General features: G+C 63.3%; 20 protein-coding genes. 10 read left to right on the plus strand and 10 right to left on the minus strand.

Features of this window, described 5'->3' with window-relative positions:
• Window positions 1-6 precede the first annotated feature (6 nt).
• The 3 genes from petA to AC5XE7_RS11795 form a co-directional block, all read right to left on the minus strand.
• A complete protein-coding gene (gene petA, locus AC5XE7_RS11785) occupies window positions 7-594 on the minus strand; it encodes a ubiquinol-cytochrome c reductase iron-sulfur subunit (RefSeq protein ID WP_183832610.1) in 588 nt (195 codons plus the stop codon).
• A gap of 227 nt (window positions 595-821) precedes the next feature.
• A complete protein-coding gene (locus AC5XE7_RS11790; RefSeq protein WP_495366172.1) occupies window positions 822-2,702 on the minus strand; it encodes an ABC transporter ATP-binding protein in 1,881 nt (626 codons plus the stop codon).
• Window positions 2,703-2,760: 58 nt separating this feature from the next.
• Window positions 2,761-4,647, minus strand: a complete 1,887-nt coding sequence (locus AC5XE7_RS11795; RefSeq protein ID WP_495366173.1) for an ABC transporter ATP-binding protein — start codon at window positions 4,645-4,647, stop codon at window positions 2,761-2,763.
• Window positions 4,648-5,093: 446 nt separating this feature from the next.
• On the opposite strand from AC5XE7_RS11795, the gene AC5XE7_RS11800 reads away from it, so the two are divergent.
• Complete coding sequence (locus AC5XE7_RS11800; protein WP_495366174.1) at window positions 5,094-5,558, plus strand: tRNA (cytidine(34)-2'-O)-methyltransferase; 465 nt, start codon at window positions 5,094-5,096, stop codon at window positions 5,556-5,558.
• Window positions 5,559-5,564: 6 nt separating this feature from the next.
• Here AC5XE7_RS11800 and AC5XE7_RS11805 read toward each other — a convergent pair whose 3' ends face one another.
• Entirely contained in the window at window positions 5,565-5,822 is a 258-nt protein-coding gene (locus AC5XE7_RS11805) for a hypothetical protein (protein ID WP_183832614.1), read from the minus strand.
• A gap of 97 nt (window positions 5,823-5,919) precedes the next feature.
• Between AC5XE7_RS11805 and hemF the strand changes: the two genes are divergently transcribed.
• The 3 genes from hemF to AC5XE7_RS11820 all read left to right on the plus strand — a co-directional run bounded on the left by hemF (window position 5,920) and on the right by AC5XE7_RS11820 (window position 7,704).
• On the plus strand, window positions 5,920-6,837 hold the full coding sequence (gene hemF / locus AC5XE7_RS11810; RefSeq protein ID WP_280197971.1) for an oxygen-dependent coproporphyrinogen oxidase: 918 nt from the start codon (window positions 5,920-5,922) through the stop codon (window positions 6,835-6,837).
• Window positions 6,838-7,111: 274 nt separating this feature from the next.
• Window positions 7,112-7,369, plus strand: a complete 258-nt coding sequence (locus AC5XE7_RS11815; protein WP_280197972.1) for a DUF1344 domain-containing protein — start codon at window positions 7,112-7,114, stop codon at window positions 7,367-7,369.
• 149 nt (window positions 7,370-7,518) lie between these two features.
• The gene (locus tag AC5XE7_RS11820) at window positions 7,519-7,704 is read left to right on the plus strand and encodes a DUF1059 domain-containing protein (protein ID WP_183832617.1); all 186 of its coding nucleotides are present in this window, start codon (window positions 7,519-7,521) and stop codon (window positions 7,702-7,704) included.
• On the opposite strand, the gene AC5XE7_RS11825 is transcribed toward AC5XE7_RS11820, so the two are convergent.
• Genes AC5XE7_RS11825 through AC5XE7_RS11835 form a run of 3 tightly spaced genes read right to left on the minus strand, consistent with a single transcriptional unit; the run spans window position 7,688 to window position 10,226 of the window.
• Window positions 7,688-8,962 (minus strand): CCA tRNA nucleotidyltransferase, encoded by a 1,275-nt coding sequence (locus AC5XE7_RS11825; protein ID WP_495366175.1) that lies wholly within the window; start codon window positions 8,960-8,962, stop codon window positions 7,688-7,690. The two genes, AC5XE7_RS11820 and AC5XE7_RS11825, sit on opposite strands and share 17 nt — an antisense overlap.
• A complete protein-coding gene (locus tag AC5XE7_RS11830) occupies window positions 8,959-9,591 on the minus strand; it encodes a CoA pyrophosphatase (RefSeq protein ID WP_495366176.1) in 633 nt (210 codons plus the stop codon). The genes AC5XE7_RS11825 and AC5XE7_RS11830 overlap by 4 nt, the downstream gene beginning before the upstream one ends.
• A 5-nt stretch (window positions 9,592-9,596) precedes the next feature.
• Window positions 9,597-10,226 (minus strand): DUF1285 domain-containing protein, encoded by a 630-nt coding sequence (locus AC5XE7_RS11835; protein ID WP_495366193.1) that lies wholly within the window; start codon window positions 10,224-10,226, stop codon window positions 9,597-9,599.
• Between the two features lie 145 nt (window positions 10,227-10,371).
• Between AC5XE7_RS11835 and AC5XE7_RS11840 the strand changes: the two genes are divergently transcribed.
• Genes AC5XE7_RS11840 through AC5XE7_RS11855 form a run of 4 tightly spaced genes read left to right on the plus strand, consistent with a single transcriptional unit; the run spans window position 10,372 to window position 17,210 of the window.
• Window positions 10,372-11,376: an AAA family ATPase gene (locus AC5XE7_RS11840; protein WP_495366177.1), complete on the plus strand. Its 1,005-nt coding sequence runs from the start codon at window positions 10,372-10,374 to the stop codon at window positions 11,374-11,376.
• Entirely contained in the window at window positions 11,376-12,308 is a 933-nt protein-coding gene (locus tag AC5XE7_RS11845; RefSeq protein ID WP_495366178.1) for a DUF58 domain-containing protein, read from the plus strand. Before AC5XE7_RS11840 ends, AC5XE7_RS11845 begins: the two co-directional genes overlap by 1 nt.
• On the plus strand, window positions 12,305-15,127 hold the full coding sequence (locus AC5XE7_RS11850) for a DUF4159 domain-containing protein (protein ID WP_495366179.1): 2,823 nt from the start codon (window positions 12,305-12,307) through the stop codon (window positions 15,125-15,127). The genes AC5XE7_RS11845 and AC5XE7_RS11850 overlap by 4 nt, the downstream gene beginning before the upstream one ends.
• Before the next feature lie 4 nt (window positions 15,128-15,131).
• Entirely contained in the window at window positions 15,132-17,210 is a 2,079-nt protein-coding gene (locus AC5XE7_RS11855; RefSeq protein WP_495366180.1) for a hypothetical protein, read from the plus strand.
• Between the two features lie 95 nt (window positions 17,211-17,305).
• Here the strand turns inward: AC5XE7_RS11855 and choV are convergent, their stop codons facing one another.
• The 3 genes from choV to AC5XE7_RS11870 form a co-directional block, all read right to left on the minus strand.
• Window positions 17,306-18,487: a choline ABC transporter ATP-binding protein gene (choV, locus tag AC5XE7_RS11860; protein WP_239799316.1), complete on the minus strand. Its 1,182-nt coding sequence runs from the start codon at window positions 18,485-18,487 to the stop codon at window positions 17,306-17,308.
• Entirely contained in the window at window positions 18,484-19,338 is an 855-nt protein-coding gene (gene choW, locus AC5XE7_RS11865) for a choline ABC transporter permease subunit (protein WP_495366181.1), read from the minus strand. Before choW ends, choV begins: the two co-directional genes overlap by 4 nt.
• A 92-nt stretch (window positions 19,339-19,430) precedes the next feature.
• Window positions 19,431-20,375, minus strand: a complete 945-nt coding sequence (locus tag AC5XE7_RS11870; protein WP_495366182.1) for a choline ABC transporter substrate-binding protein — start codon at window positions 20,373-20,375, stop codon at window positions 19,431-19,433.
• A 335-nt stretch (window positions 20,376-20,710) separates the two neighbouring features.
• On the opposite strand from AC5XE7_RS11870, the gene rpsU reads away from it, so the two are divergent.
• Both rpsU and AC5XE7_RS11880 read left to right on the plus strand, forming a co-directional pair.
• The gene (gene rpsU / locus AC5XE7_RS11875; protein ID WP_183832648.1) at window positions 20,711-20,983 is read left to right on the plus strand and encodes a 30S ribosomal protein S21; all 273 of its coding nucleotides are present in this window, start codon (window positions 20,711-20,713) and stop codon (window positions 20,981-20,983) included.
• A gap of 297 nt (window positions 20,984-21,280) precedes the next feature.
• Window positions 21,281-22,369 (plus strand): hypothetical protein, encoded by a 1,089-nt coding sequence (locus AC5XE7_RS11880; protein WP_495366183.1) that lies wholly within the window; start codon window positions 21,281-21,283, stop codon window positions 22,367-22,369.
• Window positions 22,370-22,391: the final 22 nt, after the last annotated feature.

Below are 22,391 nucleotides of genomic sequence, written 5' to 3' on the forward strand. Positions count from 1 at the left end.
CCTGCCTCAGCCTATGCGGATCTTGGTATCGGAAATGAACTCGAAGACCGGCACGGTCATGTTCTCGGGCGCCGGGCCTTTGCGGATGCGGCCGGCCGTATCGTAGTGCGAGCCGTGGCACGGGCAGAACCAGCCGCCGAAATCGCCCTGCTGGCCGAGCGGAATGCAGCCGAGATGGGTGCAGACGCCGACCATGACCAGCCAGTTTTCCTTGCCTTCACCAGCCGAACGATCAATGTCGTTAGCAGGTGCATCGGAAGCGATGTTGGCGTTACGGGCCACCGGGTCCTTCAGTTCATCGAGCTTCACCGCTTTGGCGGCCTCGATTTCCTGCTCGGTGCGGTTGCGCACGAAAACCGGCTTGCCGCGCCACTTCACGGTCAGCGACATGCCCGGCTCCAGAGCCGCGACATCAACCTCAACCGAGGAAAGCGCACGCGTCGACGCGTCAGGACGCATCTGGTCGATGAACGGCCAGGCCACAGCGCCTGCACCGACAACGCCGGCCATGCCGGTGGCGATGTATAGAAAATCTCGCCGGGCTGGATTTTCGATATCTGTTTCGCTCACGGGTGACTGATCCTTTCGCCTCATCCGTGCCGAAAGATCGAGCCTTTTCCTCGCTCAAACGCCAGCCTTTTACGCATGGCAACAGGCTAGCGAACTCCTCCGGCATTTTGACTTCGGTTTATGCGCGAAGGCAGCACTTGTCCAGACCGCAACATGAAGATGGGCAGATTGTCGCGGGCAATGAAAAATGCCGGTTTTTTCCGGCTTTAGCCCGTCGCGCGCAAGTATGGGAAAAGGTCTGCGCGTCGGGCTCAGGCTGGCCGGGTTTCTTCCAGCGGGCTTTCCTCATTGAACAGGAAACCACCGGATTGCCGCTTCCACAGCCGCGCATAGAGACCGTCCAGCGCCACCAGTTCCTCATGCGTGCCCTGCTCCACGATACGGCCCTGATCAAGCACGACCAGACGGTCAAGCGCCGCGATGGTCGACAGGCGGTGCGCGATGGCGATGACGGTCTTTCCTTCCATCAGCCTGTGGAGATTTTCCTGGATGGCGGCCTCGACATCCGAATCGAGCGCCGATGTGGCCTCGTCGAGGATGAGAATCGGTGCGTCCTTCAGGAAAACACGGGCAATCGCGACGCGCTGGCGCTGGCCGCCGGAGAGCTTGACGCCGCGCTCGCCGACAAAAGCATCGTAGCCACTGCGACTACGATTGTCGCGCAGGGTGGCGATAAACTCATTCGCTTCGGCCTTGCGGGCCGCAGCGATCACCTCTTCTTCCGTGGCATCCGGTGCGCCCAGCCTGATGTTGTCACGCAGGGAGCGGTGAAACAGCGCCGTCTCCTGACTGACGACACCGATATTGGATCGCAGCGAATTCTGGGTGACGGTCCTTATATCCTGCCCGTCGATGCTTATCGAACCGCCCTCGGCGTCGTAGAGGCGCAGGATAAGATTGACCAGAGTGGTCTTGCCCGCGCCCGACGGACCGATCAGGCCGATCTTCTCGCCCGGCCTTATGGTCAGGTCGATGCCGTCCAGAACGCCCCGTCCCTTGCCATAATGGAAGGCAAGATTCCTGACTTCGATGCATCCGCCGGTGACGACAAGCTCGTTCGCATCGGGCGCATCGACCAGCCCGAGCGGCTGCGAGATCAGTTCCTTGGAGTTTTCCAGCACGCCCAGATTCCGCAGGATGCCATTGAGCTGCATCATCAGGCGGCCGAGCAGCATGTTGAGACGCAGCACCAGCGACAGCGTGAAGGCCACCGCGCCGACGGTGATGGCGCCCTCGACCCACAGATAGATGGAGAAGCAGGCGATCAGCGTGATCATGACGCCCGAAAGCGCCGTCAGCGCCATGCGCACGCCGGTCAGGCGGCGCGTAAAGGGACGCAAAGCGCCCAGGAAAATGTCGAAGCCATTGCGCAGGTAGCGGTCGTCGCCATCGGCAGCGAACAGCTTCAGCGTCTGCACATTCGAATAGGAATCGACGATGCGGCCATTGATCATCGAACCCGCTTCGGCGGTGGCTTCCGCATGCTTGCGGATTTCAGGCACATAGATGCGCGCCAGCCAGCCGAAGGCAACGATCCAGACGACGACAAGCGCCGCCAGCCGCCAGTCGAGACCGGCCACCAGCACAAGCGTCGTGACCGTATAGACGATCATGAACCACACGACCTCGATGAAGCTCTCCATCAGGTCGCCAGTCGCCTGCCCCGCCTGCCACACCTTGGTGGCGATGCGGCCGGCGAAATCGTTCTGGAAGAAGGAATAGGACTGGCGCGACACATGCCGGTGCGCCTGCCAGCGCACAAGATTGTAGAAGCCCGGCGTTATGGTCTGCTCGTTCAGCAGGGCAGAAAGGCTGACCACGATGGTGCGGCCGACCAGCACCACCGCGACCATGAAAATCAGTTCCCAGCCTGCGGCATCCCAGAGCGCTACCCAACTGCGTTCGGAAGGAAGCTGGTCGAGTATGTCGACCAGCCGTCCGACGAAGTAAAACAGTCCCGCCTCCACCAGCGGCGCCACGCCGCCGATGATCAGCATGGCGAAGAACGCGAACTTCGCCTGCCCCACATAGTGCCACAGGAAGCCGCCGACACTTGCCGGCGGCCTCAGGTTCGCGGGCTCCCGGAACGGATCGACCCGCTCCTCGAACCAGTTGTAGATGGCCTTCATCATCGCGGCTGCTCCGCCGGTTCAGCGTGGAAAGATTGCCGCTCGGTGGAGCATGCGTCGATCATTCGGCCGGTTCTTCTCCAAGTTCGAGTTTCATGCGGGCAGCCGGCTCATGCTGTCCGTCATCGACGAGGAAACCGCCGGACTGACGCTGCCAGAGCTGCGCATAGAGGCCGCCCCTTTCGATCAGCTCGTCATGGGTGCCTTCCTCGATGACGCGGCCCTTATCCATGACCACCAGCCGGTCCATCGCCGCGATGGTCGAAAGCCGGTGAGCGATGGCGATGACGGTCTTGCCCTGCATGAGCCTGTAGAGGTTCTCCTGAATGGCGGATTCGACTTCCGAGTCGAGCGCGGACGTCGCCTCGTCAAGGATGAGAATCGGTGCGTCCTTCAGCATAACACGCGCGATGGCGATGCGTTGCCTCTGGCCGCCCGACAGCTTCACGCCGCGCTCGCCGACAAGGGCATCCAGTCCCTTGCGACCCTTGACGTCGGAAAGCCCGGCGATGAAATCCAGCGCCTCGGCCCGCCGTGCCGCCTCGATCACCATCGCCTCGGTTGCATCGGGGCGGCCGTAGAGGATGTTGTCGCGCACGGAGCGGTGCAGGAGCGAAGTGTCCTGCGTGACCATGCCGATATGGGCGCGCAGCGAATCCTGCGTCACATCGGCAATGTCCTGCCCGTCGATCAGGATATGTCCGCGCTCGAGATCGTAGAAACGCAGCAACAGGTTGACGAGCGTCGACTTGCCCGCGCCCGAGCGGCCGACGACGCCCACCTTCTCGCCCGGCTTCACGGTCAGCGACAGGTGCTCGATGATGCCCCTCTTCTTCCCATAGTGGAAACCGATGTCGTCGAAACGGATTTCTCCCTTGTCGACCACCAGCTCCTTTGCGCCCGGCTTGTCCTCGACCTGACGCGGGATCGAGATCGAACCGATGCCATCCTGGACCGTGCCGATGTTCTCGAACAGCGCCGAGACTTCCCACATGATCCACTGGGACATGCCCCACAGCCTCAGCACGAGGCCGATGACCACCGCGACGGCGCCGATCGACACCTGTTCGCCCAGCCACAGCCAGATCGACAGGCCAGCCACGGCAACCAGAAGCATCGAGTTCAGCAGGTAGAGAACCCCGTAGAGGCTCGTCACCAGCCGCATCGCCCGGTAGACGGTGTCGAGGAACAGCGCCATGCTTTCGCGCGCATAGCTTGCTTCGCGCCTTGCGTGCGAGAACAGCTTCACCGTCTGGATGTTGGTGTAGCTGTCGACGATGCGCCCGGTCATCAGCGAGCGCGCGTCGGCCTGTTCCTTGCCCACCTTGCCCAGCCGCGGCACGAAATACTTCAGCAGGAACAGATAGCCCACCAGCCACACCAGCAGCGGGGCGGCCAGCCGCAAGTCGGCCGATCCGACGATAACCAGCACGCCGAGAAAATAGACGACGACATAGTTGAGCACGTCGACCAGCTTGATCACGCAGTCGCGAACCGCCAGCGCCGTCTGCATCAGCTTGGTGGCGATGCGGCCGGCGAACTCGTCCTGATAGAAGGTCATCGACTGCTTGAGCAGGTAGCGATGCACCTGCCAGCGGATGCGCATCGGATGATTGCCCATCAGCGTCTGCGTGTGGATGAGCGACTGGAACCACACCGTACCCGGCAACAGAACCAGCACGACAAAGGCCATGCCGGCCAGCTTCCAGCCTTCCGTCTGCAGGAAGGTCTCGCGATCATGCGCCGACAGCCAGTCCACGATCGAGCCGAGGAACTGGAACATCCACACTTCCGTAATGGCAATGGCAGCGATCAGGACCGCATCGATGGCAATGTATGGCCATGCGCCGCGCGTGAAATGCACACAGAAGGCAATGAGGGTTTTGGGCGGCTCTGCCGTCTCCTCTGTGGGGAAGGGATCGAGCCTCTTTTCAAACCAGCGAAACATCTTTGTTCTCTTGCGTTCAAATTTCGATGCCCGCGCACCGACCCTGGAAAGCCGGAAAAACAGCCACGAAAGCAGCCGCATGCGGGGAATATAGGGCTGCCTCGCCGAATGCCCACGACAGGACACGGAACGAGGCGGCAGCTTGAGGATCTGATGGACGAGACAAGTCGGGATTCCTGCAGGACACCACGCGTGGTTCCAGCGGAAATCGAATCGAGCGTGCTTGTTAGATCAGATAAACGTCGAACCGACTGCCGCCATCAGGCGACTGGCGGGAGACGGTACATGATTGGGTGCATCGGCATATGCATATCCGCCTCCTTCGGTTCGAGTTGACAATGGAGTGTCTATATATCCATTCGCAAATCATGGCCAGACCTCATCCGGGCAAGCGGACAATGCCCGCGCCGCCTGTGGCCGAACTGCAACGGAACCCGTGACCCGACATGTCTCCCGCAAACCGCCCCCGCATCGCACTCTACCAGCCCGACATCGCCGGCAATACCGGCACCATATTGCGGCTGGCCGCCTGTCTGGGGCTCGACGTCGACCTGATCGAACCGGCAGGATTCGACGTTTCCGACCGTGCCCTGAAACGGGCGGGCATGGATTATCTGGAGATGGCCGCCCTTACTCGCCATGTCGACTGGAACGCCTTCGAGGAAGAAAGGCGGCAGAGAGGCCGGCGTCTGGTGCTGCTCTCCACCAAAGCCAAGGCCTCCTATACGGATTTTGACTTCGCTTCCTCCGACACGCTGCTGTTCGGGCGCGAATCGGCCGGCGTTCCCGAACGCGTGCATGACAGCGCCGATGCGCGCCTCACCATCCCGATGGTCGAAGGCGCCCGCAGCATCAATATAGCCCTGTCGGCCGCCATGGTGGCTGGCGAAGCGCTCCGGCAATTGCGCTGAGGCGTTTCAATCCGCCGCCGGAAGCCGGCGTATGGTGAATTCGATCACGTCGCCCGGACGCTCGAACCAGCTCTCGATTTCGGTCCAGTAAGCCTGCTTCGGCCAGCGTTTGAACCATTCCTGCGCCTTGGCGCGCGCCTCCGGGCGCGACAGCACGAAGGTCTCCCTCAGGAAACCGTCGCGCGACTTGCCGCCGCGCTCCATGCGGCTTCGTTCCAGCCGCTTCTTCAGCCCATCCAGCGGCGGTCTTGCGGGCGTTCGCAAAAAAGCCTCCTTGACGCTTGCTTCACAGAGATTAGGGATCACGGCCACAAAAGACGAGTCATTTTACGGACCACGGGGTCCGCAAGCGGAGATGCCAGTGCAACAGCGACCCGACATTCCGGCAGGACTGCCCGCCGACATCGAAGAAAAAAAGCAGACGGCAAGGTTCTGGTTCGAGGAATTGCGCGACCGCATCTGTGCGGCTTTCGAAAGCCTTGAGGACGAATTGTCCGGCCCGCAATCCTCATGGACGCCCGGCCGCTTCGAGCGCACGCCCTGGGATCGCGACGAAGGTCGCGGCGGTGGCGGCGTCATGTCGATCATGAAGGGCCGCCTGTTCGAGAAGGTCGGCGTTCACACCTCCACCGTCCATGGCGAGTTTTCGCCCGAGTTCCGCAGCCACATTCCCGGCGCGGACGAAGATCCGCGCTTCTGGGCGAGCGGCATTTCCCTGATAGCGCATCCATGGAACCCGAACGTGCCGACCGTCCACATGAACACGCGCATGGTCGTCACCTCGCGCCAGTGGTTCGGCGGCGGCGCCGACCTCACCCCTGTTCTCGACCGGCGGCGCACGCAGGAAGACCCCGACACGGTGGCCTTCCACCGCGCCATGCAGTTCGCCTGCGACAAGCATGCCGGCATCGTCGATTACGGCCGCTACAAGGACTGGTGCGACGAATATTTCTTCCTGCCGCACCGCAACGAGCCGCGCGGCATCGGCGGCATCTTCTTCGACTGGCTGCATTCGCCAGACGACAAGGGCGGCTGGAAAGCCGACTTCGCCTTCGTGCAGGATGTCGGCCGCGCCTTCCTGGTTGCCTACCAGCACGTCGTGCGCAGGAACTTTAATGACGGCTGGACCGAGCAGGACCGCGAGGAGCAACTGATCCGCCGCGGCCGCTACGCGGAGTTCAACCTGCTCTATGACCGCGGCACCACCTTCGGCCTGAAGACCGGCGGCAACGTCAACTCCATCCTTTCCAGCCTGCCCCCGGAAGCGAAATGGCCCTGATACGCCCTGTCCGGCGCTAAAATTTCCGTGAAAAGAGCCGACGCCACAATCCTTGCCCAGATTGAGAAATCGGACAGCGATTGTGGCGTCCACGCCCCTGAAAAATTTCTTTTTAGTCTAATATCCTGCTGAAAAATCAGGAATAAATTTCATGACGGACCGGGAAACGCCGGCGGTTCGTCAAGCCCGGACCGCGACCCGACGTGTCCGGACGGTCCGCTCAATCCGGACCCTGCAAAAGCATCGGGGTTCGCGATCTCACGGAGAGCCTGCCATGCGCACGCTTGTTGTTTCGACTGTTGCAACCCTTCTCCTCGCCGGCGGTTCGGCGGCATTCGCCGCTCCGCACCAGACCACCGGCCAGATCAGGCAGTTCACCGCCGGCAAGACGCTTGTCCTTCAGGACGGCTCGGCCTTCCAGTTGGCGAAGACATTCAGGAATCCGGGCCTCAAGGTCGGCGAGAAGGTGTCGGTGAACTGGGATATGAGCGGCAAGAACAAGATCGCCGAGTCCGTCACGGTCGTGAAATAGCGTTTTCCCGGCCGTCGCATATCAGGCGCAGCCGGCTGCTGCGCCTGATATGCCGATCCCTTGCCATCAAATTTGATCACCATATGGATCGACTTCGCGCCTGATGTGTTATGCTCGCACTCCATTGAAGACGAGGAAAGGAGACACCGATGAAGCAATTTCACTGTGGTTCGCTCGTCCCGGGCTGCGAATGGCACACCCGCGCAGACGAGGAAGCGGAAGTGATGCGCCGCGCCGTCGAGCACATGCGTGAGACACACGGCGAGAGCGTCATTCGTGAAACGATGATCGAGGCCATACGCTCGCGCATCGAGAAGATCAGGGACGCGGCCTGATCTCTTCCGTCGCGCGCTCCAGCAACGCATCGCGTCCGAGCATGAAACCGCTTGCGATCCACTCCTGCTCAAGCCGCCTGAGCAGCGTTCCGAGGATTGGGCCGGGCGCGATGCCGAGTGCCGTCAGGTCGGCGCCCTTGAGCGGGAACTCCGGCCTCGTCCATTTCCGGACGAAGCCGAGTTGCCGGGCATAACCGCCAGCCTCCAACAGCGCCTTGTCGTCTTCAGCAGCGCGGGCCCGCGCTGCTGAAAGGGCGATCGCCAGCCGATCGCCCAGGGCCTGCGCATCGCCCTCATAAAGCTCGCGGGCAAGCGCGCCTTCAGTCGTGCCGGGCCGGACGGCGGGTGCAAACGCCCACCTGTCCAGACGATCCGCTTCCGCCCGTGACATGCGCATCCGCTTTGCCAGAGCCTTCATGCGCGCCGCATCCGGCGGCAGCATCGTTTCCAGCCGCAGCATGGCGTCCACCGGCCAGCCAAGATCGCCCTCGGCGCGCACCAGCGCGTGGATTCCGTCGATGCCCCATTTCTCGCTTTCGGGAAGAATGCGCGACAGCACGCCGGACTGGCGCATCCACAACAGTGCCCGGGACGGATCGGGCGCACAAAGCAGCTTCTTCAGTTCCGCCCAGACGCGTTCCGCCGAAAGCCGGTCGAGACCTTCCTTCAGACGCGCGCAGGCTTTCAGACCTTCACCATCAGGCCGGCCGCCACCATACCAGGCGAAGAAGCGAAAAAACCGCAGAATACGCAGGTAGTCCTCGCGGATGCGCGCTTCCGGATCACCGATGAAGCGCAGCCGCTGCGCCTCGATGTCGGCCAGCCCGCCAACGAAGTCGATGACCCTGCCGTCGGCTTCGGCGTAGAGTGCGTTGATGGTGAAATCGCGCCGCTCCGCATCCGCTTTCCAGTCACGCCCGAAGGCGACGCGGGCATGGCGACCGTCCGTCTCGACATCGGCACGCAGCGTCGTCACCTCGAACGGCCGCCCGCCGGCAACCACCGTGATCGTTCCATGGTCAATGCCTGTCGGGACAGGTTTGAAACCTGCCTCCCTGGCGCGGCGCATGGTCTCGGCCGGCAGGTTGGTCGTCGCGATGTCGACATCCGCGACGGGCTGGCCGAGCAATGCGTTGCGCACTGCGCCGCCCGCGATACGGGCTTCCCCGCCCTCTTCGCTCAGAACCGAAAGCAGGCGCTGCAGATGCTCATCCGCCAGCCAGTCGCCACGCCCGGCAATGCTTACCTTGTCGCTCACGCATAGAGCCTTTCATAAAGGGTGCGGATGATGCCGGCAGTCACACCCCATATGCGCTGGCCGTCATAAGGCATCTCGTAGAAGTACCATTCGAGATCGTTCCACATGCGGCTGTCGCGGCGATGGTTGACCGGGTCCATGAGGAAGCGCAGCGGCACCTCAAAGGCCGTATCCACCTCCTGCGGGTTGAGGTCGAGGCGGAAACCGGGCTTCACCACCGAAAGTACTGGCGAGATGAGATAACCGCTGCCCGACACATAGTCGGGCATCCGCCCCACCACGTCGATGAACTTGTCTGGCAGGCCGATTTCCTCCTGCGTCTCGCGTAGCGCCGTGTATTCCGGCGTGGGATCGGTGGCATCGACGCGCCCGCCGGGAAATGCCACCTGCCCGGTATGATTGCGCAGCGTCTCGGAGCGCTTGGTGAGCAGCACTGTGGCCTCGTCGCCATGGTCCACCACCGGGATCAGCACCGCTGCCGGCCGCAACTTCATGGTTTCCAGCGCGAGCCGTGGATGGCCCGGATTGAAACGATGATCGCCATAGACCTGACCCGGCGCTTGTACGGGTGACTGCGCCAGCGCGCGCATGCGAAAACCTTCGGCCGAAAACGGAGATTTCGGAGCCATGGCAATCAACCGCTGAGCTGTTTCAGCCGGGCGGCCGGCATGATCGGATAAACCTCGCCATTGGAGCGCAGCGCGAACATCGGGCCCTGCGGTGTCTCCACCTCTTCGCCATGCTCGACAAGCTGGTACATGACCGGGCGCGAAACCAGCGCTTCCAGCCGACCCCGCACCAGAACGTAAGGCTTCAGCCCGCAGGTTTCTTCTTCCTCGACAAAGCGCATCGGATTATCGGGGCCGGCCTCGACGACATCGCCGACATTGGTGCGGAAGGTAACGATCTGCCGCCCGTCCCGCTGGGACACATCCGCCTCGACGGCCACGAAGGGTGCATCGACGACGCGGATGCCGACCTTTTCCACCGGCGTCACCAGATAGGTGCGGCCATCTTCGTCCTTGCGCAGCACGGTGGAGAAGAGCCGCACAAGCGCGGGGCGCCCGATCGGCGTGCGGAGATAGAACCACGTTCCGTCGGCGCGAATCTCCATATCGAGATCGCCGCAGAAATCCGGATTCCACTTGTCCACAGGCGGCAGGCCCTTGCCGGGCCGGGTCGCGCGGGCGATCAGCGCCTCCAGTCCGCCGGCATCTGCGGCGGCTGCGAGACCTTGTTCCTGTTCTGGCTTGCGTTCGCTCATGGTCACGAAATAGTCACTGTTGTCGCGCTTGTCAGCCTTAGCCTGTGATTTAGACTCTTCACGTCTTTATGCAATGCTGCGAGTCACGGCATCGTGGGCAGGCCATTGCCCGCAAGCAGGGCCGAAACCAGAGGACCGAGGCACCATGAGCGTCATCGTCACCGAAAGCCCGATCAGCGAAAAGGACATGATCGCACAGGCCGAAAAGGCTCTGGCCGACATTTCGGCAGTGCGCGACGGCGTCGGCAGAGTGATCTTCGGTCAGGAAAGCGTGGTCGAGCGCACCCTCGTGGCGCTTCTGGCGGGCGGCCATGCGCTGCTGGTCGGCGTGCCAGGCCTTGCCAAGACCAAGCTGGTGGAAACACTGGGCATTGTGCTCGGCCTCGATACCCGCCGCGTGCAGTTCACGCCGGACCTCATGCCCTCCGACATTCTGGGTTCGGAAGTGATGGAGCAGGACGAGAATGGCCGCCGTTCCTTCCGCTTCATTCCCGGCCCCATCTTCGCGCAATTGCTGATGGCCGACGAGGTCAACCGCGCCTCGCCGCGCACCCAGTCGGCCCTGCTGCAATCCATGCAGGAATACCACGTCACCGTTGCCGGCCAGCGCTATGACCTGCCCGCACCTTTTCATGTGCTGGCGACCCAGAACCCGCTGGAGCAGGAAGGCACCTATCCCCTGCCCGAGGCCCAGCTAGACCGCTTCCTGATGCAGATCGACATCCTCTACCCGGATATGGATGCAGAGCGCCGCATTCTTCTGGAAACGACGGGAACGTCCGAGGCCCGCGCCGCCAACATCCTCACACCGGAGCGGCTGCGGGAAGTCCAGACCCTCATCCGCCGCATGCCGGTGCCGGAAACCGTTGTCGACGCGATCCTGAAGCTGGTGCGCTCGGCGCGCCCCGGACAGGGCGATGCCGAAACCGACCGCGACGTGGCGTGGGGCCCCGGCCCACGCGCCAGCCAGGCGCTGACATTGTGCGCCCGCGCCCGCGCCCTCTATGACGGGCGTCTGGCTCCCTCCGTCGACGACGTGAAAGCGCTGGCCGAGCCGGTCCTTCAGCACCGCATGGCCCTGACCTTCGCTGCACGCGCCGAAGGCATGAGCGTGCGCGATGTCGTGGCGAGGCTTGCAAAGGCGGTCTGATGGCCAGGATCGGCGAGTTTCAGGCTCCTGCCGAAGCGCGCGAGGCGCTGGCAAGGGCACGCCAGCGGGCCGCCCTCGTGCCGGACCTGCTGATCGAGGCACGCCGTATCGTCAACACGGTGGTTTCGGGCTGGCATGGCCGCCGCAAACGCGGCATCGGCGAGAATTTCTGGCAGTTCCGGCCCTATGTGGATGGCGAGTCGGTCAGTCGCATCGACTGGCGCCGCTCCGCCCGCGACGACCACACCTATCTCCGCGACCGCGAATGGGAAGCCGCGCACACCGTGTGGCTGTGGGCGGACATGTCGGCCTCAATGCTCTACAAATCGACGCTCGCCACCGTATCCAAGCAATCGCGCGCGCTGGTTCTGGCGCTCGCCGCGGCGGAGCTCCTGTCGCGCGGCGGCGAGCGCATCGGCTGGCCGGGTCTCACGGACCCCTTCAGCGCCCGCAACGGCGCAGAGCGCATCGCCTCGCATCTCGCCCATGCGGCGGCACTGCCGGACAGGCCTGACCTCTCCGGGATCCGGCGCTTCAGCGATGTGGTCCTGATCAGCGACTTCCTCGATCCGGTCGAGGACACGCTCGGCTGGCTTGACGTGTTGACCCGCAACGGCGTGCGCGCCCATCTGATCGAGATTGCCGATCCGGCCGAGGAAACCTTCCCCTATTCTGGCCGTACGGAATTCACCGATCCCGAAAGCGGCGACAAGCTGACCGCAGGCCGCGCCGAGATGCTGGCCCCCGATTATCGGCGTCTGTATGTGGCGCGTCGCGAGGAGCTTGCGGCCCATGCCAGACGCCACGACTGGAGTTTCACCGTCAGCCACACCGATCGGCCTGCCTCCGAGGCGCTGGTGCGCCTGCATGCGGCGCTGAGCGCCGCCGGCGGTTTTGATGCTCAGGCAAAAACAGGGAGGCAATCGGCATGAGCTGGCTGCCGCTCTCCTTCGGAGCGCCCATGGTGCTGTTCGGGCTGCTGGCGCTGCCGGTGATCTGGTGGTTGCTGCGCTTCACCCCGCCCAGACCCCAGACCGAGCTGTTCCCGCCGCTGAAGATCCTTGCCCGCGTGCTCAAGCGCGAGGAAACACCACGGCAAAGCCCGTGGTGGCTGACGCTTCTGCGTCTCCTCATGGCCGCGCTCGTCATCATGGCGCTCGCGGACCCGGTGCTCAATCCGCGCGAGGAAGCGCCTGCGCGCGGAGCCGGCCTCGCGCTGGTCATCGACAATGGCTGGGCCTCCGCACCTGACTGGGACAAGCGCGTTGCCACCGCCCGGCGCCTTATCGCGGATGCCGGCACGTCCGACATTCCGGTGATACTCGCCTTCACCGCCGAAAAGCCTAATGCCGATATCGGCCCCTTCGACGCCAACGCCGCGCTCGATCGCCTGCGCGCGACCATGCTGCGCCCGATCCCGACCGACCGGCAGGCGATCTATGCGCGTGTTGGCGAAGCACTCGCAGCGATGCCGGGCGCCGGCATCGCCGTGCTCAGCGATGGCCTGGAAGCTCCGGACGACAGGCCGGCTTTCGCAGCACTTCTGGCGCGTGGCGCGGCAAGCCTCATATGGGCCGCACCCGAACGCATCGCACCGATCGCGCTGAAGGCGACGGAGAACGAGGTTGACGGCTTCTCGCTGACGGCGATCCGCGCACCCGGCAATGCCGCGCCCGCCCGTCTGACTGCCGGCGCGTTCGACGACAAGGGCCGCCGCATCGCCGATGCCGTGCTCGCCTTCAGTGCCGGCGAGGACACCGCCACCGCGACGATGACCGTGCCATTCGAACTGCGCAACGACTTCGCCTCCGTCGCGCTGGACGGCGAACGCCACGCCGGCGCGGTGCGGGTTCTGGACGAAAGCTCCAGACGCCGCCGCGTCGGGCTGATCTCGCAATCAGAAGCCGATCAGGCGCAGCCGCTTTTGTCCCCGCTCTACTATATCCGCCGCGCGCTTTCTCCCTTCGCCGATCTGATCGAGCCGTCGAATCCCGATCTTGCCGAGGCCATTCCGCAAATTCTCGACCAGAAGCCGGCTATGATCATCATGTCCGATGTCGGCGCCATGCCCGAACAGGCGCGGGCGAGGCTCGCCGACTGGGTTCAGGGCGGCGGCACGCTGGTGCGTTTCGCCGGTCCCCGGCTTGCCAATGCCGGCAACGACGATCTGCTGCCCGTGCGGCTGCGCGGCGGCGAGCGCAATTTCGGCGGCGCGCTTTCGTGGACCACGCCGCAGCCGGTGACCGAGTTTCCTCCGTCCGGCCCCTTCGCCGATCTCACCCCGCCACGCGAGGTGACGGTCAGCCGGCAGGTGCTGGCCGAGCCTTCGGCGGATATCGTCGATCGCACATGGGCGAGCCTTGCCGATGGCACGCCGCTGGTGACGGGTGCGAAGCGCGGCAAGGGCAGCATCGTGCTCTTCCACATCGCGCCGACCGCGACATGGTCGAACCTGCCGATCTCCGGCAGCTTCGTGGAGATGCTCCAGCGCGTCGTGCTGCTCTCGCGCAATCAGGGCAGCATTGAGACGCCGGCCGACGCCACGCCGGCAGCGCTCGCGCCTTACCGCATGATCGCCGCCGATGGCGCCCTTGTTCCCCCCTCTCCCGAGGCACGGCCATTGACACCAGGCTCCGGCGCTGCGGTGACGATGGAGAACCCACCCGGCCTTTATGGTTCGGAAGCCGGCGTGGTGGCCCACAATCTGCTTTCCTCCGAAAGCAGGCTGCTGCCGATCGAACGGCCGCAGGCACAGGTCCCGGTGACGGAGATCGCCTATGCCTTCGATGAATCGAGTCTCCTCAAGGGTCCCTTCATCGCTGCTGCGCTTGTGCTGATGGCGCTCGACACGCTGGCGGTTCTGTGGATGGGCGGTGTTCTGGCACGGCGGCGCAAGGGCCGCAATGCGGCCGCCACCACTGCTGCCGCGTCCCTGCTGCTCGCCGTTTCCCTTTCTGTCATGCTCGTCCAGAATGCTTCCGCGCAGGATGCAAAACCGGACGATGCCGCATCCATTGAGGCGATTTCGACCACGCGGCTCGCCTATGTGATCACCGGCACCTCGGGCGTCGACGCCGTCAGCCGCGCCGGCCTTCAGGGCCTCACTCGCTTTCTCGTCGAGAAAACCTCGATGGAACCGGGAGAACCCACAGGCGTGGATATCGCGAAAGACGAACTGGCCTTCTACCCGCTGATCTACTGGCCGATCGATCCGGCCTCCCCGATGCCGGACGAAGACGCCATCGCACGCATCGACGCCTATATGCGTCAGGGCGGAACGGTGCTGTTCGATACGCGCGACCAGTATTCGAGCGGCTTTGGTGAGGGCTCGGCCAGCCCCGCCACCCAGCGTCTGCGCGACATTCTGGGCAACCTCAACATACCGCCGCTGGAGCCGGTGCCGGCAGACCATGTGCTGACCAAGTCGTTCTATATGGTCCCCGAGTTTCCCGGCCGCTTCAACGGCAGCCCGATGTGGGTGGAAGCATCGCTCGACGCCTCCAACGACGACAACCGCCCCGTGCGCACCGGCGACGGCGTGTCGCCCATCCTGATAACCGCCAATGATCTTGCCGGCGCATGGGCAGTCGATGCCGGTGGAGACCCGCTGTTTCCCACCGTCCCGCCCGATCCGATGCAGCGTGTCTATGCGCTGCGCGGCGGGGTCAACATCATGATGTACATGCTGACGGGCAACTACAAGTCCGATCAGGTGCATGTGCCGATCCTGCTCGAACGGCTGGGGCAGTAAGCGCATGAACAACTGGTCGCTTTCCTTCGAACCGCTGCTTTCATGGCCCCTTCTGGCGGCCGTGTTCATTCCTCTGACCCTGCTGGCGCTTGCCGGGCTGTTCCTGCGCCAACGCGGCGCGGTCATGCGCGCCATTGCGCTGGCTGCGCTCGCCGCCGCCCTGCTCAACCCGGTGCTGCTGGATGAGGAGCGCGAGCCCCTGCAAAGCGTCGTCGCACTCGTTGTCGACCGCAGCCAGAGCCAGTCCATCGGCGAGCGCGAACAGCAGGCCGAAGCTGCCCTTGCCGGCATGAAGGAGCGCCTCGCCCGTTTCGGCCAGTTCGATGTGCGCGTCGTCGAGACGGGCCGCAGCGACACTGTTGCCGGCGACCGCACCGAAACGCGGCTTTTCTCGGCGTTGCAGAACGCATTCCGCGACGTGCCCAACTCCCGCATCGCCGGTGCCGTGATGATCACCGACGGTCAGGTGCATGACGTGCCCGCCACCGCGCCCGATTTCGACGCGCCTCTCCATGCCCTGATCACCGGCCATGAGGGCGAGAAGGATCGCCGCATCCGCTTCGAGAAGGCACCGCGCTTCGGCCTCGTCGGCAAGCCGCTCGACATGACCTACAGGGTCCTCGCCACCGACGGGAACCAGGGAACGGTCGATGTGAACATCGCCATCAATGGCAGGCAGGCAGGCGTCACACAGGCGCAGGTCGGCCGTGAAATGCCCCTGCAGATCATCGTGCCCAATGCCGGCCGCAACATCGTCGAGTTGTCCATCCCCGTGGAGGAAGGTGAACTCACCGACACCAACAACCGCACCATCGCGCTGATCGACGGCATCCGCGAGAACCTGCGCGTGCTGCTGGTGTCGGGCGAGCCCCATGCGGGCGAGCGCACCTGGCGCAACCTGCTGAAGTCGGACGCTTCGGTGGATCTCGTCCACTTCACCATTCTGCGCCCGCCGGAAAAGCAGGATGCGACGCCGATCCACGAATTGTCGCTGATCGCGTTTCCGACGCGCGAACTGTTCGTCGAGAAGATCAACGAGTTCGATCTCATCATCTTCGACCGCTACCAGCACCGCGACGTATTGCCGATCCTCTATTACGACTACATCGCCGAATATGTCGAAAACGGCGGCGCCCTGCTGATCGCGGCCGGGCCTGAATATGCCGGCTACAGCACCATCGCCAACACGCCGCTGATGTCCGCCCTGCCCGCCATGCCGACCGGCGACGTCATCGACAAGGCTTTCTATCCGCGCCTGACCGAACTTGGCCAGCGCCACCCGGTGACGCGCGGGCTCGATGGCTCGGCCAGTGAGCCCCCGCGCTGGGGCCGCTGGTTCCGCACCGTGCGCATCGAGAACCCGCAGGGCGAGGTGGTCATGAAGGGGGCGGACGAGCAGCCCCTGCTCCTGCTCGACCACAAGGGCGAAGGCCGCGTCGGCATGCTTTTGTCCGATCAGGGCTGGCTGTGGGCGCGCGGCTACGAGGGCGGCGGTCCGCATGTCCAGCTTTACCGGCGCCTTGCCCACTGGCTGATGAAGGAGCCCGAGCTTGAGGAGGAAAGGCTGACGGCCGATGGCCGCGGCATGGTGCTGGACATCCGCCGCCAGACGATGAGCGAGGATCCCGGCCCCGTGCAGGTGACGACCCCATCGGGCAAGACGGTCGATGTGCGGCTTTCCCAGTCCGAACCGGGCATTTTCACCGGCAGCCTCGAGACCGACGAGATCGGCCTCTATCAGGTCACCAATGGCGACCTCTCCACTCTTGCCCATGTCGGGCCAGTGAATTCGCCTGAATTTACCGATGTGCTCTCAACGCCCGACAAGCTGAAACCAGTGGCCGAAGCGGTCGGCGGCAGCGTGCGCCGGCTGGCGGGCTCCGATCCGGCGGGAGTCGACCTGCCTTCGGTGGTGCCCGTGCGCCCATCAGCACAGGCATCCGGCAATGACTGGATCGGCCTGCGCAACACGGAAGACAGCGTGCTGAAATCCGTCAGCAGCGTGCCCCTGTTCGGCGGTTTCCTCGGCCTCAGCCTGCTTCTGCTGGCGCTTGGCGGCATGTGGTATCGCGAAGGGCGCTGATCCCCAACGGGCGGAGTGACAGGCGCTGTCGTGGCGCTGGAGCAGCAGGCTGCGTTTGTGCGACGTCAGACGATACCGTCTGACTGCAAAATGCTTTACCGCCTGAGAACCGCCGTCAGCACATCGCGGATGCCGATCGAACCCACGAAGCGCGACTGGTCGTCGAACAGGGCGACCGGGGCCGTCTGCGAACGCTGCATGGCCAGCATCACCGTCTTCAGCGGCGTTCCGGGTGTCGCCCAGAACACCTGTGAGCAATCTTCCGGCAGCTTTTCCACATCTTCGCAGGACACCCAGTCCGCCGGCTGGCCGTTGCGTTCGGCGGCGACGACAAGATCGTTGGCATCAAGCCTGAAGCGCGTCGTGGCACGGCGGTCGAGCCACACCCATCCGTCGGCGTCGTGATCCAGCTCGTGCTTCATGCGCATGACGTTCCACGCCGTCAGCACCGACAGCGGATTCACGTTCGCGATGAAGTCGCGCACATAGTCGTTCTGCGGTTTCAGCACGATATCCTCGGGCGTGCCTGTCTGGATGATGTGGCCACCCTCCATGATGGTGATGGTGGTGCCGATCTTCAGCGCCTCTTCCAGATCGTGCGAGACGAAGATGATCGTCTTCTTCAGCTCGCTCTGGAGCTGGAGCAATTCATCCTGCAACTTGGTGCGGATGAGCGGATCGAGGGCCGAGAACGGCTCGTCCATCAGCAGGATCGGCGCTTCAGTGGCGAAAGCGCGCGCCAGCCCGACCCGCTGCTGCATTCCGCCTGAAAGCTCGTGCGCATATTTGCCGGCCCATTGCTGGAGGCCGACCAGCTTGAGCTGGCGAGCAACGCGCTCGCGGCGCTCCGCTTCCGGCACCCCGGCAAGCTCAAGCCCGAAGCCGACATTCTCCTCCACCGTGCGCCATGGAAGCAGGCCGAACTGCTGGAACACCATCGCGACCTTTTTCTGGCGCAGATGGCGCAGCGTCGCGTCGTTGCAGTTGACGACATCGATCATGTCGTTGCCGTCCCGCACCAGAACCTCGCCGCGGCTGACGACGTTGAGGCGGTTGACGGCCCGCAGCAGCGTGGACTTGCCGGAGCCCGAAAGGCCCATCAGCACGGATATGTCGCCTTCGCTGACGGCGAGGCTGGCGCCCGCGCAGCCAATCACTGCCCCGGTGCTGGCCAGCACCTCGTCCCGCGTCGCTCCCTTGTCGATCATATCGAGGGCGCGCGCGGTGTCCTTGCCGAACACGATGTCGACATTGCGGAATTCGACGGCGACCGTCATCGTGCGGCTCCTGCCCTGACGCGGCTCATCCGGTCTAGGATGATGGCCACGATGACGATGGCGAGGCCGGCTTCAAGCCCGAGCGGAATGTTGACCGAGTTCAGCGCCCGCACCACAGGCTTGCCGAGCCCGTTGGCGCCGATCAGTGCCGCGATCACCACCATCGACAGCGACAGCATGATGCATTGGGTAAGGCCGGCCATGATGGTGGGAAGCGCCGCCGGAAGCTCCACCTTCCACAGAAGCTGGCGCTTGGTGGCGCCAAAGGCCTCGCCCGCCTCGATCATCGGCCGGGGCACGGAGGTGATGCCGAGATGGGTGAGGCGGATGGGAGCCGGACATGCGAAGATCACCGTAACGATCATCCCCGGCGCAATGCCGAGGCCGAACAGGATGAGCACCGGAATGAGATAGACGAATGTCGGCATCGTCTGCATCAGGTCGAGGATCGGCTGAAGGATGCGGTAGCCGCGTTCGTTGTGCGCGGCCCAGATGCCGATCGGCACGCCGATGGCCATGGAGGCGGCAGTCGCGCTGACCACCAGCACCAGCGTCTCGACCGTATCCTTCCAAAGCCCCTGATTGATGATGAAGCCGAAGCCCAGCGCCACGGCGAGCGCCAGTTTCCAGGAGCGTTGCAGCCACCACGCAAGCGCCGCGATCAAGAGCAACACGACCACCGGCGGGAACCACAGGAGCATGCCGATGAGGCTCTGGAGAACCCACGTCACCCCGTCGGCGATCGCATCGAACAGCCACTCGAAATTGGTGGTCAGAAAGGTGAAGAACGACCTCCCCCACTGTCCGACCGGGATCTTGAAGCTGGCGATGAACGCCGAGACAGGATCCATTATGCTCCCCGCTCTTCGTTTTTTGTTACGTCAACGGTGGACAGCAATTGCAGCCGTCCACCATTTGCGTCATTTCCGTTATTGGCGGATCGTCAAAGGCCCAGTGCCGATTTCACGGCAGCGTCTGCGTCGCCCCCGTCGAAGGTGGTCACGCCCTGCAGCCACGGCGTGATGGCCTCGGGATTGGCTTTCAGCCATGCCGTTGCAGCAGCTTTCGGCTCGGCATTGTCATTGAGGATCGCCCCCATGATCTCGTTCTCCATCGTCAGGGAGAAGACGAGGTTCTTCAGGAACGCCCCCATGTTCGGGCATTCGGTGGTGTAGCCTGCACGCACATTGGTGAGCACCGTGGCCCCGCCGTAATTGGGGCCGAACACGTCGTCGCCGCCCTCAAGATACTTCATGTCGATGTTCGCGTTCATGGGATGCGGCTCCCAGCCAAGGAACACGATATCCTGCTTCGAGCCCACGGCCTTCTGCACGGCGGCCAGCATGCCGGCCTCGGAGCTTTCCACCAGCTCGAAACCCGAGGTATCGAACTTGTTTGCGGAAATCATGTCGAGCACGACACGGTTGCCGTCGTTGCCAGCCTCGATGCCGTAAATCTTATTGCCGAGCTTGTCCTTGAATTTCGCGATATCCTGAAAGCTCTTCAGCCCCGCTTCATAGGTATAGGCGGGCACGGCCAGCGTGTACTTCGCTCCTTCCAGATTGGTCACCACGGTGTCGACCGTGCCGTTTTCCTGGTAAGGTTTGATGTCGGCTTCCATCGTCGGCATCCAGTTGCCGAGGAAGACGTCGATATCCTTCGCGCTGAGCGAGGCATAAGTCACCGGCACCGACAATACCTGCACGTCAGGCTGATAGCCGAGCGCCTCCAGAATCACCGAAGCGGTTGCGGTGGTCGCGGTGATGTCGGTCCAGCCGACATCGGCGAAACGAACGGCCTTGCAACTGGCCGGCTCGGCCGCGAAGGCTGCGCCGCCTGCCGCTGCCGTGAAGACGAGCGACACGGCTATTGTTTTGAAGCTGGGCATCTTTTTCTCCCATTCTGGCTCTTTGGCGGTGCCGGAGGCCCGCGGGGTTATGAGTTGTTTTAAGCCAAACATTATTCTCATTTCCTTTCAACCGGCGACACGATCTCTCAGGCGCCGCGAACTTGCCGATCCACGACATATCGCGCGCCGGCATTGGAAACGATGGCCATTTGCAGGCACTTTCCACACAACCGATAATAAACCGGCGAAAAAGTACACAATTCCGGATTTTATCCTATATAGAGACAATTCGCCGGGATTTTCCGCTGCCTCCGAGCCAGCCGAACCGTTTCGTATCCCATCCGTTTTCACAGCAACAGAAAGAAGGAAGTTCATTGCAGGTACTTGTCCGTGATAACAATGTCGATCAGGCTCTGCGGGTCCTGAAGAAGAAATTGCAGCGCGAAGGCATCTTTCGCGAAATGAAGGCGCGCCGCGCCTATGAGAAGCCTTCCGAGCGCCGCGGCCGTGAAAAGGCTGAAGCCGTCCGCCGGACGCGCAAGGCAGCTCGCAAGCTTGCCATTCGTGAGGGACTGATTGCCGGGCCGGTGAAGAAGCCGCGCATGCCGGCTCGTCCGGCACGGCCGGCGGCACCCGCCGCTTCCTGAGCTTAGGACATGTCGCCCGAAAACGGGAACCAGTTTCGGGACAACGGCATGCGTAAAACAAGAGCCTGAAGCGTAACGAGCTATCCTGAAAGATAGCGACACGCTTTGGCCCTGTTCGTTTCTCGCCCGCCTTGCGCATGCCGCAGGCGGGCGCTTTCGTTTTCGCAGCCCGCGATACGCGCGCCAATCCTGCGTTTTTCCGTTGACGCATATCGCTTGCGCCTTTCCATGAAGCTGGGCCCTGCCTATATTCGCCGCTCGCAGAACGCGAACCTGTCCTGAACCGTGGAGAACCCGATGGCGACGCTGCAGAATTTCGACGCCGAAATTGCGAAGACGAAGCAGGCCGTCGAGGACATGCGCTCGCGCATCGAGCAGTCTGGTTCCGTGCTGGAAACTTTGGCCAAGGCCGACAAGACCATCGGCGACGCCAATTTCGACATCGAGAGCGCCCGCATTCAGGACGTTCTGAATCAGCAGAAGGTGATGGAAGCGAACATTGCCGATCTCATCATCGGGCTGGAGGACGCCACCAACGTCTTCGGCACCGAGTTCGAGAGCATGAAGAACTATTCGGCATGGGAAAAGTTCATCGGCATCTTCTCGCGTCAGCGCCAGCAGCGGCTGCGTTCCGAGCGTGTGCGCAACATGTCGCTCGCCGGCAACCTTCAGGAACTGCTGACCAAGTCCGACACCATCGTCGGCATCCTCAAGGCGCAGAAGGACGTGCTCGACCAGCGCTACAAGACCTCTGAGGCGAGCCTTTCCACGGTGATCGAGCGCCGCAAGGCGACCATCGAGAACCTCACCGCCACGCAAAAGCGCATCGAGGAACTGAACCCGCTGCTGCTCGACATCGAAAACCGCATCGCCGCGTCCACCAGCCAGAGCGAACGCACGGAGCTGGAAGGCGAACGCTCGAAGCTTGCCACCGAATACAATGAGCGGCAGGCGAAGGAGCAGGAACTGCTGGCCGAGAGCCAGACGCTGGAACGCTATACGTCCATGTTCCAGACCTTCGTGGATTCGCTCAACAACCAGATCGCCGCGCAATCGACGCTCATCAACAAGCTGACCATCGATACCGAGCAGCGCATCGTGCTCTACAAGGCGCTGGAGGATTCGCTGAAGACCGCCGCCCAGCAGGACGTCGCCCACAAGATCAACACGCTGGGTTCGCGTGTCGACACCACGGCGGAAGAGACGATGGCCGGCATCGGTGCGGCCGCACAGAAGCACATCGGCGACCTGCTCGAACTGCACGAGAAGAACATGGTGGCGACAGCCGACATCCAGCGCCGCAAGAAGCTGGCCGACGACGCCTTCGCGCGCCGCTTCGACGATGTGCTGCGCAAGCACAATGCCGCGGACTATGTGAAGGCATAGGCCGGGGTGAAGGCATAGAATA

The sequence above is a fragment of the Aquamicrobium sp. YD-1-mutant5 genome (genome assembly GCF_059509755.1).